Source organism: Bacteroidales bacterium (assembly GCA_016709865.1).
In the GTDB taxonomy this organism is placed as follows: domain Bacteria; phylum Bacteroidota; class Bacteroidia; order Bacteroidales; family VadinHA17; genus LD21.
This window is the reverse complement of record JADJLX010000005.1, coordinates 944,113-958,003: the sequence shown is the minus strand read 5'-3', so window position 1 is coordinate 958,003 and position 13,891 is coordinate 944,113. Positions and strand designations below refer to the sequence as shown.

The following is a 13,891-nucleotide window of genomic DNA, read 5'->3' as shown; positions in this document are numbered from 1 at the left end:
GAAACTAAATCTAATCCTCATGAAAGCAAAAATCATTCCAATTATTTCCCTTATTCTGATTTTATTCACTTCATGTGAAGATACTACTTACAGGGAATATAAAGGATATGCACCGGTGTATATGTCTTATGACGATTTGAGATCTGCGGTATCTGAGGAACAGAATGTAGATCTTAAAAATCCGGGGAAGATCTATTATAAGGATAACTACATATTTATTATAGAAGAGCTTAAGGGAATTCATGTTTTTGATAACACTGATCCTGCTTCCCCTGTAAAAAAAGTGTTTATTAAAGTTCCGGGTGTTGTTGATATGTCTATTTCCGGCAATATTATGTACGTCGACAGCTTTGTGGATATCGTGGTTCTCGACCTTCAGGATATAAATAATATTCATGAGGTTGGGCGGGTAAAAGAAATTCTACCATATACAGTTCCTCCTTCAGGAACTGACTTTCCGATGGGAAGTGTCGACAAAGAAAAGGGAGTTGTAACAGATTGGGAATTAGGGACAATCCGTGAAAAAGTAAATCATATTGAAAATCCATATCCGATATTCTTTGGCGGGGGGATCAAATATATGTCACTGAATTCTTCTGTGGATGCTTCATCAGGAGTAAGCGGTAGTGGCGTTGGTATTGGCGGTTCAATGGCCAGGTTCGGGATTAGGGATAAGGTTTTATATGTAGCCGGAAGTAATATTGTGCAGGTTTTTGATATTACCAGTAAGGTTACACCAATAAAGATAAATGACTTTAATCCGGGATGGAATATCGAAACAATGTTTCTGACCGAACAGAATATGTTCCTTGGGACAACCACCGGAATGGTTATTATCGATATTACAAATCCTACATCTCCGGTAACAAAGTCTTTTTTCAGGCATGCAAGAAGCTGTGATCCGGTAATCGTTGATGATACTCTTGCATATGTAACCTTGCGGACAGGTACAACATGTGGCGGGAACCTTAATACCCTTGATGTTGTTAATGTAAAAAATATTACCCAGCCCAAGGTTGTGATGTCATATGGTCTTATTAATCCCCATGGACTTGGTAAAGACGGAGACCTTCTGTTTATATGTGATGGCTCAGCCGGACTAAAAGTTTATGATGCAGCTGATCCGAAAACCATCACCAGTCACCTTATATATACATACCCGAATATCCAGGCTTACGATGTAATACCTCTCGGTGAGATTCTGGTTCTGATAGGCGATGACGGATTATATCAGTACAGTTATTCGAATATCCAGAATATAAGCTTGCTTAGTTCGATACTTGCTGTGAAGGATTAAGACTTTTTTTACCGCAGAGGAACGCAGAGATGCCGCTTCATTGAACATTTGAAATAATAACTGATGCAGAGAGCCGCAGAGATGACTTCTTAAACAGTCTTCCTCTGCGGCTCTCACTATTTTCCTCCGCGGTTCTCTGCGGTTAAATGAACTTTTGGTATACTATTATTGCTATCTGCCTACTACCATTGAGCTTATTCTCTGTTAAGCCTTTATGCCATTCCTGCCTTTGTTTATTTTCATTCTAAATTAGAAAAAATGACTAATGCATGCTTTTTTATAAAAGTATTGTTAATAAATTAACAGCACTATTTAAATCCAAAGAAAAACCAAAATAAAATTAGTTAATTACCTAAAAATCAATCTAAAATGTATCAAGTAGGAAATCTAGTTAAGGAATTGTCCGACAAACACGGTCGCGAGCGGGAGAGCCTTATGCCAATTCTTCAGGGTATTGTGCAGAAACACAACTACCTCACAGATGAAGCTATGGTTGAAGTTGCCAGGGAGCTCGATATCTCAGCTGCTGAGGTTTACGGGACAGCTTCTTTTTACACCTTTCTCGACACTCAGCTGAAAGGAAAATATGTAATAAGGGTATGTAAAACAATTACATGCTCAATGAAGGGTAAGGGGGATATTATTCACACTCTTGAGGATATGCTTAAGATAAAAGTGGGTGAGACTACTGCTGACAATCAATTTAGTCTTGTTGAAACAAACTGTATAGGATGGTGCCATAAAGCCCCGGCTATTCTGATTAATGAGATGCCTTACACAGAGCTTACCCCTGAAAAAGTGACTGAGATTATTAAAGATTATATGCAAAAATAAATATCTGCCTGAATCATGGAAAACAAAGGATTAAATAAGGTTGACCTCATATTTGAGAAAATAGACAACCGTGAAGTGCTTAATAAAGCATTCAAAATGAGCAGAGAAGAGATTATCCAGGAGGTACTCGAATCAGGATTGAAAGGACGTGGCGGTGCCGGATTCCCAACCGGTCTGAAATGGAAATATACTGCAGCCGAGAAGAGTCCCGATAAATATGTTGTATGTAACGCGGACGAAGGTGAACCCGGAACATTTAAAGACCGTGAGATCCTTGAGAGAGTATCAAATAAAGTACACGGCGGTATGGTAATCGCCGGTAAAGCTATTGGTGCAAAAAAAGGTATTGTATACCTCAGAGGCGAATATAGATACCTGTTGCCCAAACTTATGATTGAGCTTGAAGCTTTTCATAAAATGATCAGAGAGATTGGATTCGATTTTTCCATCGAATACAGAATGGGCAGCGGAGCATATATATGTGGTGAAGAGAGCGCTCTTTTCGAGTCAATAGAGGGAAAGAGGGGAGAACCAAGAAATAAACCTCCCTATCCTACAGTATCAGGTGTATTCGAAAAACCAACTTCTATAAATAATGTTGAAACTCTCGTAACTGCCATGATGATTGTTAATCATGGTTCTAAAAACTTCACTCAATACGGAACTAAAGATTCAAGAGGTTCAAAAGTGTTCTCAATATCCGGAGACACTCCAACCCCGGGGATTTTTGAGCTGGAGCTTGGAATGACTGTTCTGCAGTTTGTTAACGAGTTTGGCGACGGCGATACAAAAGCTGTTCAGGTTGGTGGAGCATCAGGATTCTGTGTTCCAAGGAAGAAATTTGCTGAGACGATTATCGGTTTCGAAGGTGTTCCTACCGGCGGATCTATGAAATTATTCAACAGCTCAAGATCAATGTATAATGTCCTTCATAACTACCTCGACTTCTTTGCCGAAGAATCATGCGGACAGTGTACCCCATGCCGCGTAGGCTGCCAGCAGCTGCTGAAAGGTGTGGAGAAAGTAAAGAAAGGTGAAGCAAAATCAACATACCTCACTGAACTGATGAAACTGGCTGATACAATGAAGATTGCTGCAAAATGTGGTCTTGGACAGTCCGTAGGAAATGCATTTAAATCAATAGTTGGCAACTTCAAGGAGGAGATCATCTATTAATTATTCATTCAAAATCTAAGAGACATGATAAACTTAACTATAAATGACCAGAAAGTAGCAGTGCAGGAGGGGACTACTGTGCTTGCTGCAGCCAAGAAACTGAAAATCAACATCCCCACCTTATGTAATCATGATGACTTGTGTGTTGCCGGAAACTGCCGTGTATGCGTTGTTGAACAGAAAGGTGCAAGAACGCTTGTTGCATCATGTGCAACCCCTGTTTCAGAGGGTATGGATATTCATACCAATACACTTAAGGTTAGAAATGCTCGCAAGCATATTGTGGAATTGCTTCTTTCAGAACACAGGGCAGACTGCACAAAATGTTACAAGAACCAGAACTGCGAGCTTCAGACACTGGCAAATGAATTTGCATTCGGAGACCATATTTTGCTCGATCTGGTTGAAGATCATAATTATACTATCGACAGATCCTCCCCGTCGTTCATTAAGGATGACAGTAAATGTATCAGATGCCAGCGCTGCGTAAGAACATGTACAGAACTGCAGTCTGTATCTGCAATTGCAGTGGCAAACAAGGGTGCTCATCAGAAAATCTCATCTTTCCACGATAAACCAATGAGCCATGTTGTTTGTACAAACTGCGGCCAGTGTGTTAACCGCTGCCCCACAGGTGCTCTTGTTGAAAAAACATATATCGATCAGGTTTGGGATGCAATTTATGACCCAGAGAAACATGTTGTAGTTCAGACAGCTCCTGCGGTAAGAGTTGCCCTTGGCGAAGACCTTGGTTATGACCCGGGTGAAAGAGTGACCGGAAAAATGGTCAATGCCCTTAAACAGCTTGGTTTTGACTCTGTTCTTGATACAGATTTCAGTGCCGACCTTACTATAATGGAAGAGGGAACGGAACTGCTTGTCAGACTCAAAAAAGCTCTTGTTGACGGAGATAAGAAAGTATCGCTCCCGATGTTCACATCATGTTCGCCGGGTTGGATTAAATTCATTGAACATAAATACCCTGAATTCCTTCCAAACCTTTCAACATGTAAATCTCCGCAGCAGATGTTCGGGGCACTTGCAAAAACTTACTATGCAAAGAAAAGAAGTCTCGATCCTTCTAAAATAGTTTCTGTTTCAATTATGCCATGTACAGCCAAGAAATTTGAAGCTGACAGACCCGAGATGCGCGCCAGCGGTTACAAGGATGTTGATTATGTACTTACAACAAGAGAACTTGCTGTGATGATAAAGCAGGCCGGAATTGATTTCAGAAATCTTGATGAAGCCAAGTATGACTCAATTATGGGCGATTCAACCGGAGCTGCTGTCATTTTCGGTGCAACGGGTGGTGTTATGGAGGCTGCTTTACGTACAGCCTATGAAATTGTTACTGGTCGTGAGGTTCCATTCGAAAAACTTAATATCACTCCTGTAAGAGGTATGGAAGGAGTTAAAGAGGCATCAGTAAAAATTGAAGGATGTCTTGATTCCTGGAAATTCCTGGAAGGTGTTGAACTTAAAGTGGCTATCGGACACGGACTTGTAAATGCTAATAAAATAATGAAACTGACAAGGGAAGGCAAAGCTCCTTATCATTTTGTTGAGATAATGGGGTGCCCCGGTGGCTGCATCGGCGGCGGCGGACAACCAATTCCCACAAGTCTTGCTATCAGAACCAAACGTATGAAAGCAATCTACTCTGAAGATGAGCATATGGTGTTGAGGAAATCACATCTGAATCCCGATGTGATTGCTATCTATAAAGAATTCCTCGATCAGCCTAACAGCCATAAATCGCATGAACTCCTTCACACGCACTATGTAGAGCGTGATAATTACTAATACCAACTATCTAACTAACTAACCTTGATTGGAAAGACCGGCTGAATATAGCCGGTCTTTTTTTATATTATAGTCTCGCATTAAATGCTAAGCGAAGTCTCCTGACTTCGCTTTTTTAGATTGTAGTCTGAAGATTACATTTTTGTTTCGACGAAGTCAGAGACTTCGCCGAGCCTAGTGCACCTTATTCTGATTCATTTTTGCCCCTTGCCCAGTGCTCTGCGCCCCATGCCCTTTGCCCCGCGCCCTGTGCCTATTTCAGCTTCTTGAGGAGCCATGCCATATTCTCGCCCAGATCCTTCATTGTCTTCATTCCCTCTTCGTCTTTCAGCACTTCTCCTTTTTCCCTGCCAATTCCTATATTCCAGTATGATGAACCGGGTACTATCATTTCATTTATGAGAAAGAAATGGTTGATACTGTCAAATGAATGAACGGCACCGGCACGCCGTACAGCTATAACAGCAGCTCCGACTTTATGCTTAAGGGGGCTTCCTGAAGCCCTGAATGCATAGCTCGCAACTTCTAAAAGTGCTTTTGCATCTGCCGTGATATCAGCGTTGTAAACAGGCGAACCGATAATTATTGCATCTGCCTTCAGCATTTTTTTCATGCATTCATTTATGACATCATTTTTCTGATGGCACTTTGCATCACCCTTCTTTTTACACTTCATACACGCCACACAACCGCTCACTTTTTTACCACCGATCTGAAATAATTCTGTCTTTATACCTTCCTTTTCAAGAGATTTAAAGACTTGTTTTATAAGAAGTTCTGTGTTGCCGCCCTTTCTCGGGCTGCAGTTAATTCCTAGTACTTTCATAATGAAGAAATTTCTTAAATTTTTACTTCCTATCCAAGAAACATGTGGGAGGTGAAAATGTTATCCAATAATATTAAGTATCTGTTCAATATCGATATCCTTTAACGGATTATTACTTGAGATAAACGTATCAGCTAACTTCGATTTTTTCTCCTGGAGTCTTGTAATTTTTTCTTCGATGCTATTACTTGTGATGTACCTGTATACAAATACACTCTTATCCTGACCAATCCTGTGGGCACGGTTCAGTGCCTGCATCTCAGATGCCGGATTCCACCATGGATCAAGAATGAATACATAGTCAGCAGCAGTTAAATTAAGTCCTACACCTCCGGCTTTAAGAGAGATAAGGAAGATCTTGTTTTCAGGATCATTCTGGAAACTGTTTACAATTTTCTCCCTGTTTGTGCTGGCACCGGTAAGCATAGCAAAACGTATTCGCTTGTTCCTGAGTTCATTGGCGTATAAATCAAGATGCTTTACAAAAGAGGAGAAGACAAGGATCTTATGACCTTCTGATATTACACTTTCCATATCCTGAAGAACTGTCTCAAATTTTCCTGACCCTGATGCATAGTCATCATATGCCAATACCGGATGGTTTGATAACTGCCTGAGTTTCATCAGTCCCTGAAGCACAACTATTGCCGACTTCTCGATGCTGGTAGAAGCAATGCTCTTAAGGATGCTGTTCCTTACAGATGATTTTTCCTCATCATAAAGTTTATTCTGCTCATCAGTCATATCGCAGAAGACAGTCTGTTCAGTTACAGGCGGAAGATCCCGGGCAACCATATCCTTTGTGCGTCTGAGTATAAATGGTTTAATGATCTTCCTCAGTTTCATCTCTTTTTCATCGTCCCCGAGTTTTTCTATTGGTTTGGCAAATTCTCTTCTGAAAAATGAGAGATCTCCTAAAAGTCCGGGATTTACAAAATTCAGCTGAGTCCAGAGGTCAGTCAGTGAGTTTTCGACCGGGGTACCAGTGAGTACAAGCTTAAAATCTGATTTGAGCCTCGAAACTGTTTTATAGAGCATTGAAGCAGGATTCTTAATTACCTGGCTCTCATCAAGAATAATATAATGAAACTTAAAATTACTTATCAGATCAATGTCCTGTCTTATAGTATGATAGCTGGAAAGTATTATATCAAAACTATTGAAATATGATGTGGCCTTTTTTCTCTGATTTCCTTTGTAGCTGATTATCTTCATGCCGGGAGCGAATCTTTTAATTTCATTCTCCCAGTTATAAATGAGCGAAGCGGGTACAATTATCAGTGAGGTAAGCCGGTTCTCGGTATTTATAAAAAGAGTTAGGTCACCTGAAATATTGTTTTTCGCAGGAGGGATCATATTCTCCTTATTATACTGCAGTAGTGCAAGTGTCTGAATGGTTTTTCCAAGCCCCATATCATCAGCCAGACAACCGCCCAGTCCTGCCGTCTGCAGGAAGTTGAGCCAGTTCAGACCCTCAAGCTGATATTGTCTCATGTTGCACTCAAGTCCGGGGGGAGGATCTATTTCAGGGATCTGATCAGGAATAAGAAGTCTTTCAAGCTTTTCAGCTCCCATTCTACTCTCGTCAGCCAGCGAATCAGCAAGCAGTGAGAAATGCTGCTTGTGGATCTTGAGAGAATCTTCTGAACTCTTGCCAAACTCGAAAATGTTCTTGTATTTGGTAAACCAGGTTTCAGGTAATATTAATATTGATCCGTCGGGAAGTATATATTCCCGAATTCCATCCAGTATATTCTTTCTGAATCGGATAAAAGGAATTTCCCACTCGCCAATCTTTACAACTGCCTTAAGATCAAACCAGTCGTTTTCCATCTTGCTGCTGATTTCGATTGTTACAGGCTTCAGGTTGTAATTATGATCAAGTCTGGAATTAATAGTAAACCCTGATTCGATAAATTCAGGATAACTAATGTTCACAATTTCAATCAGCGAATAGATGTCATCTTTGATTTTATTGCCTTGGGTTAATGGTACAAAGTGTATATCATCATCCGAGAAAAATCCAAGTTCTCCAAGTGACTCCCTGCATCTTTTTTCCCATTCAAAATCTCTCTGGTATTTGCTGAAAATGTAATTATCTCCTTTTTTTTCGAAAATTGTAAAGTTTACCTGTGATTCGTTTGCATAAATCTTATTTCCCTGATAGTTATATTGCAGAATCAGTACAGGGAAGCCCCTGAGTCCGGTTTCGATGTTAATAACAGCCTCTTTAACAGGTGAAATCCGGATTATTTCAAACCCTGATCCTTCTACTTTAAAATTATTGACAGCATTAAGAACAAAGGTGCCAAAGTATTTTGCTTCAGTTTTCCTCGGTATAATAATATTGTCCTTTAGCAGAAATGGTTTTATTTTGGAACCATCAACATCTGCGACAAAAAATATGCGGTGATCTTCTCTTATAAGGCATGGCGACATGCATAATATGTCGATCTGGCATTTTTTCATATCCAGCTTTTTTCCCCCGGCATCGAGGCTGAGATTGTATGTAGTCTGTTCCTCGTCCCTTGTGAATCTGAATACCGGTGAAGCAAAGTCAGCACTCAGAACGAGCCTGTCCTCGGTATGAAGTGTTGCTGTTTTTGTCTTTTGATAACAGACCGGTATATTTTCATCGCGCGAAATAGTAAGACATTTATAAATCCTTCTTTCAATATATGGCCTGATAAACGACTCAATTTTTTCAGGAGTAACCTTTTCAATGAAATCCTTTACAGTTTTATCTTTGGAAAAAAGCTTAAAAAGATTACGGTCTGAGTACTCATTAATGATTTTTACTACCTCTCTCTCTTCTGAAGTCAGAGTTCCAAGTGTATCGATGTTTGGAAACGGAGAGAGACATTCCGATAATTTGTAATAACCCCGGTTCGATTCATCAATTATAATATATGGCACCAGTATAGAACCCCACTGCCTGTTGGTTGTGAGTATTAATGTAAAGAGCTTCTTTTTTTTCCCCGACCCCGTTTCCAAAATGCCTGTTTTTAATTATCCTGCAATGATGGTCATTGTTGATCAATAATCAAAGGATTTTCTTTATAGTTTTGCCAATAAGTGAGAAAGATCATACATATAGACATGGATGCCTTCTTCGCATCTGTTGAACAACTCGATAATCCGGAGCTAAAAGGTAAGCCGGTAGCAGTAGGCGGAAGCGGAGAGAGGAGTGTTGTAGCTGCAGCCAGTTACGAAGCCCGTAAGTTCGGAGTCAGGTCAGCTATGCCGTCCGTTATTGCGAAGCGACTCTGTCCCGATCTGATCTTTGTGAAACATAATTTTGAACGGTATAATGAAGTCTCCTCCAATGTGATGGAGATTTTCCGGGAGTATACCGACATTATTGAGCCGCTTTCACTCGATGAAGCTTTTCTCGATGTTACAAATGATAAGCAGAACATAGGATCTGCCACACTTATTGCCAAGAAGATACGATGTGAAATAACACGAAAAACCGGACTAACAGCGTCAGCAGGAATTTCAGTGAATAAGTTCCTTGCAAAAATCGCCTCCGACATAAACAAGCCTGATGGTCTATTTGTAATAAAACCGGAGGAAGCAGAAAAATTCATAGAAGAGCTGCCTGTTGAGAAATTTTTTGGGATTGGCAAGGTAACTGCCCAGAAGATGCATCAGCTTGGTATCCACAAGGGATCAGACCTTAAGAAATGGGATATGGTTTCACTTGTGAGGAACTTTGGAAAGGCAGGTGTCTTTTTCTATGATATTGTTAGGGGTAAGGACGACCGGCCCGTGGAACCTGATCAGGAGAGGAAATCGGTTGGAACAGAACTTACATATGAGAAAGATCTGACAACCAGCTTTGAAATAATTGCGGAACTATATAAGGTCGAAAAGGAACTAATGGAGAGGCTGGAACATGCAGGGACATCAGGCAGAACTATCACTCTGAAAGTTAAATTTGCTGATTTTACCCAGCTTACCAGAAGCAGAACACTTCAGCACTATATCCGCGACTTTGATTCTCTTCACAGGGAAGTATCGGCATTGCGAAAGACTCTTAAACTGGAAGGGGTGAGAATAAGGCTTCTGGGTGTGACTGTCTCTAATCTTGAGACAGATGACACTGAAGAGAGGCAGCTTTATCTGTTTGAAGATTAAATCCAGTCGTATGGTGTTTCCTGGTAGACGTAATAGTTAAGCCAGTTAAGGAAGAACAGGTTGGCATTGGCCCTCCACTTGACAAGTGGTTTGTTATCGGGATTGTTTTCAGGGTAGTAATTCTCAGGAAGATCAATTATTAATCCCTTTTTCCGGTCCCGTTCAAATTCATCTTTTAGAGTATTTAGATTATACTCAAAATGACCGGTAACGAAAATCTGTCTGTTGTTTTTTGAGATAACAACATGAACTCCTGCTTTTTCCGACCATGCAGCCAGCACTAAATCAGAATGATTCCTTATATCTTCAACTCTGTTCTCAGTATAGCGTGAGTGCGGAGTTGCAAAAGTGTCATCAAATCCTCTGAACAGGGGCATTTTGTGATCTGAAATATTATGATCAAATACACCAAAAAGTTTTTGTTGCAAGGGGAATTTTCTTATGCCATAATGATGGTAAAGTCCGGCCTGTGCTCCCCAGCAGATATGAAGTGTATTTGTTACATTTATTTTACTCCAGTCAAGCACTTTTGTCAGATCTTCCCAATAATCAACTTCTTCAAATTCAAGGTTTTCCACAGGAGCCCCTGTTATGATTAACCCATCATACCGGTTCGTTTTTATCTGATCGAAGGTCTTATAGAAAATATTAAGATGTTCTTTTGATGTATTCTTTGAGTCGTGCTTATCCATATAGAAAAAGTCGAGCTCAATCTGAAGCGGACTATTTGAGAGAACTCTTATGAAGTCAGTCTCCGTAACTATTTTAAGCGGCATAAGATTACAGAGGGCAATTCGCAGAGGCCTGATATCCTGATGTGCAGCACGCTGCTCACCCATTATGAAAATATTCTCATTTTTGAGTATTGTGATTGCAGGCAGATTATCAGGAATTGTAATTGGCATAGATGCTATTTTAAGGGCACTAATTTAAACTTAAAAATCTGTAAAAAAAACTCAGAAAAGCCCTTCCGTGGATAAATATCTCTCTCCTGTATCGTATGCGAACGTGAGTATTGTTGATCCCTTTGGTATCTCTTTAAGTTTCTGATCTACTGCTGCAAGCGATGCCCCTGAGGATATTCCGATGAAGAGTCCCTCTTCTTTAGCAGCTCTCCTGGCAAAATTATAAGCCTCTTCTTTGCTTACCTTTATAATACCATCGAGAATTTTTGTATTCAGTATTGATGGCACGAATCCGGCTCCGATTCCCTGAATAGGATGAGGACCCGGAGCTCCCCCGCTTAGCACAGGAGATAATTCGGGCTCTACTGCAAATACCCTGAGTTTCGGGAACTGTTTCTTAAGAGCTTCAGCACAACCTGTTATGTGTCCGCCCGTTCCAACTCCGGTTATCAGATAATCAATACCGTCAGGGAAATCATTTATTATTTCAAGGGCAGTGGTTTTCCTGTGAATTTCGGCATTTGCCGGATTATCAAACTGCATAGGCATCCATGAATCAGGTGTTTCATTAACAAGTTCACGGGCTCTTTCTATAGCACCTTTCATTCCTTTTTCCCTCGGAGTAAGTACAAATTCAGCTCCGTAGGAGCTCATTATTTTCCTGCGCTCAAGCGACATCGATTCAGGCATAACGAGGATAAGTTTGTAGCCTTTTACTGCTGCAACTATTGCAAGGCCTATTCCGGTGTTGCCGGAGGTCGGTTCAATTATTACACTCGTTGGTTTGAGGATACCTCTTTTTTCTGCATCATCAATCATTGAGAGTGCAATACGGTCTTTAATACTGGCCCCGGGGTTTATCTTTTCAAGTTTGATCCATACAGAATGTTCACTTCCAAACAACCTGTTTATTTTCAAATGCGGTGTATTTCCTATAGTCTCAAGAATTGAGTTTGCTCTCATGATAATATTTAATTATTGACTTAAATTATAAAATTCAGGGGCTCGTGGTAATTATTCTGATCCCTCACAACTATTTCACTTTTATGATAAACAACTGAGAAGGGAGCAATGCTTTCTGTAAGCCACACATTGCCTCCTATAATGCTGTTTCTGCCAACAGTGGTTGTCCCTCCAAGTATTGTGCAGCCGGCATACAGAATTACATTGTCTTCAATTGTCGGATGCCTCTTCTTCGATGCTTTACTTTTATCTACGCTAAGTGCACCAAGCGTAACTCCCTGGTAGAGTTTCACATAGTTGCCAATGATTGCCGTCTCACCGATAACTATGCCGGTTCCATGGTCGATTGAAAAAGGGCTTCCAATCGTTGCTCCCGGGTGAATGTCAATGCCCGTTGTTTTATGGGCATATTCTGTTATCATCCTGGGCAGGAGCGGAACTGAAAGCTGATCAATTGAATGGGCTATGCGGTAACAGTATATTGCGAAGAATCCCGGATATATAGCAATTACTTCAATCAGACTTTTAGCTGCAGGATCTGATTCCAGAATGAAACGTGCATCTTCGATAAGCAATCTCTTAATTGAAGGAAGTCTGTCAATAAAGTTTTGAGTGAGATCTTCGTTCTGAGGAGTAACTGTATTAAATACATTATTAAGTTGTTCTCTTACAGAGCTGCCTGAAAGATCTAACTCGTTACCTGTAAGTTTTTCATTATTCGGGAACAATATTTTAAAGACCTTTTTGACAGCAATCTCTACACCTTTTTTATCCGGTATATTCACTTTCTTATACTTTAAGTGCTTTTTTAAGGTCATCAAGTAAGTCGTCAATATGTTCAATCCCGACAGAAAGACGAATCAGGTTATCAGTGACCCCTATCTTTTTTCTTAGCTCAGCCGGGAAATAATCGTGGGTCATCATGGCAGAATAGTTCGCCAGTGATTCAACACCTCCCAGACTATCGGCAAGCTGAAATATTTTCAGTTTTCTGAAAAAAGCGTTGGCTTCCTTAAGTCCGCCTTTGATCCTGAACGAGACAACTCCTCCATAGCCCGACATCTGCTTCTTCGCTATATCATGACCGGGATGGCTTTCAAAACCCGGGAAAAATACTTTTTCAACATTAGGGTGTTTTTCAAGATACTTTGCCACCTCAAAAGCATTCTTCTCATGCTGCTGCATCCTTATTGCAAGCGTTTTCAATCCTCTGAGAATAAGCCAGGAATCGAAAGGCGAGGGAACTGCACCGATTGATTTCTGAGCCAGAAGTATCTTTTTGTAAAGCTCTTCATTATTCAATATTACTGCTCCTCCTATGATATCAGAATGACCGTTTATATATTTGGTTGTACTGTGAACAACAATATCTGCACCGAGAAGCAGCGGCTTCTGAAAATATGGTGAAGCAAACGTATTGTCAACAACAGAAATTGCCTTATTCTTATGGCTGAGCAATGAAATCTCCTTAATATCAAAGATCTTCAGAGTAGGGTTTGTAGGTGTTTCGATCCAGACCATTTTTGTTGAAGGCTGAAAAGCAGCTTTAATTGCTTTCAGATCAGTAAAATCAGTAAATGTGAAGGTTATGTTTATTGGTTCCAGAAATTCTTTAATCAATCTGTATGTCCCCCCGTACATGTCTTCAGGAACAATTACATGATCACCGGGTCGGAGTATTGTGAATATCGCATGCTCCGCTGCCAGTCCGGATGAAAAAGTCAGTCCATATTTGCCTTCCTCAAGTGCTGCAATGCACTTATCGAGGGCAGACCGGGTCGGATTTGCAACCCGTGAATACTCATATCCTTTGTGCTTGTTTACCTCCTCCTGTGTAAAAGTTGATGTCTGATAGATAGGAACTATTGTTGCCCCTGTAGCTTCATCAGCTTCCTGTCCGATCCAGATAGCTTTAGTCTCAAATTTCATCTGTTAAATAATATT

The 13,891-nt window shown here is 40.5% G+C and carries 11 protein-coding genes; 5 read left to right on the top strand and 6 right to left on the bottom strand.

Annotation, left to right across the window (positions count from 1 at the left end):
* The first annotated feature begins 19 nt into the window (after nucleotides 1-19).
* From IPJ16_12590 to IPJ16_12575, 4 genes are all read left to right on the top strand, one after another.
* Nucleotides 20-1,297, top strand: coding sequence for a hypothetical protein (locus IPJ16_12590; GenBank protein MBK7628008.1), 1,278 nt, complete (start codon nucleotides 20-22; stop codon nucleotides 1,295-1,297).
* A 369-nt stretch (nucleotides 1,298-1,666) separates the two neighbouring features.
* On the top strand, nucleotides 1,667-2,131 hold the full coding sequence (locus IPJ16_12585; protein ID MBK7628007.1) for an NAD(P)H-dependent oxidoreductase subunit E: 465 nt from the start codon (nucleotides 1,667-1,669) through the stop codon (nucleotides 2,129-2,131).
* 15 nt (nucleotides 2,132-2,146) lie between these two features.
* Entirely contained in the window at nucleotides 2,147-3,307 is a 1,161-nt protein-coding gene (locus IPJ16_12580; GenBank protein MBK7628006.1) for an NADH-quinone oxidoreductase subunit E, read from the top strand.
* A 24-nt stretch (nucleotides 3,308-3,331) separates the two neighbouring features.
* On the top strand, nucleotides 3,332-5,113 hold the full coding sequence (locus IPJ16_12575) for an iron hydrogenase small subunit (protein ID MBK7628005.1): 1,782 nt from the start codon (nucleotides 3,332-3,334) through the stop codon (nucleotides 5,111-5,113).
* Nucleotides 5,114-5,366: 253 nt separating this feature from the next.
* Here the strand turns inward: IPJ16_12575 and IPJ16_12570 are convergent, their stop codons facing one another.
* On the bottom strand, nucleotides 5,367-5,939 hold the full coding sequence (locus tag IPJ16_12570; protein MBK7628004.1) for a flavodoxin family protein: 573 nt from the start codon (nucleotides 5,937-5,939) through the stop codon (nucleotides 5,367-5,369).
* Between the two features lie 60 nt (nucleotides 5,940-5,999).
* Nucleotides 6,000-8,933, bottom strand: a complete 2,934-nt coding sequence (locus IPJ16_12565) for a DEAD/DEAH box helicase (protein MBK7628003.1) — start codon at nucleotides 8,931-8,933, stop codon at nucleotides 6,000-6,002.
* A 105-nt stretch (nucleotides 8,934-9,038) separates the two neighbouring features.
* Between IPJ16_12565 and dinB the strand changes: the two genes are divergently transcribed.
* Nucleotides 9,039-10,079, top strand: a complete 1,041-nt coding sequence (gene dinB / locus IPJ16_12560) for a DNA polymerase IV (protein MBK7628002.1) — start codon at nucleotides 9,039-9,041, stop codon at nucleotides 10,077-10,079.
* Here dinB and metA read toward each other — a convergent pair.
* The 4 genes from metA to IPJ16_12540 are packed head-to-tail and all read right to left on the bottom strand — an operon-like array spanning nucleotide 10,076 to nucleotide 13,876.
* Complete coding sequence (gene metA / locus IPJ16_12555) at nucleotides 10,076-10,984, bottom strand: homoserine O-succinyltransferase (GenBank protein ID MBK7628001.1); 909 nt, start codon at nucleotides 10,982-10,984, stop codon at nucleotides 10,076-10,078. The two genes, dinB and metA, sit on opposite strands and share 4 nt — an antisense overlap.
* Nucleotides 10,985-11,035: 51 nt before the next feature.
* A complete protein-coding gene (gene cysK / locus IPJ16_12550; protein ID MBK7628000.1) occupies nucleotides 11,036-11,947 on the bottom strand; it encodes a cysteine synthase A in 912 nt (303 codons plus the stop codon).
* A gap of 20 nt (nucleotides 11,948-11,967) precedes the next feature.
* A complete protein-coding gene (locus IPJ16_12545; GenBank protein ID MBK7627999.1) occupies nucleotides 11,968-12,765 on the bottom strand; it encodes a serine acetyltransferase in 798 nt (265 codons plus the stop codon).
* Nucleotides 12,737-13,876 (bottom strand): cystathionine gamma-synthase, encoded by a 1,140-nt coding sequence (locus IPJ16_12540; GenBank protein ID MBK7627998.1) that lies wholly within the window; start codon nucleotides 13,874-13,876, stop codon nucleotides 12,737-12,739. The genes IPJ16_12545 and IPJ16_12540 overlap by 29 nt, the downstream gene beginning before the upstream one ends.
* Nucleotides 13,877-13,891 lie beyond the last annotated feature (15 nt).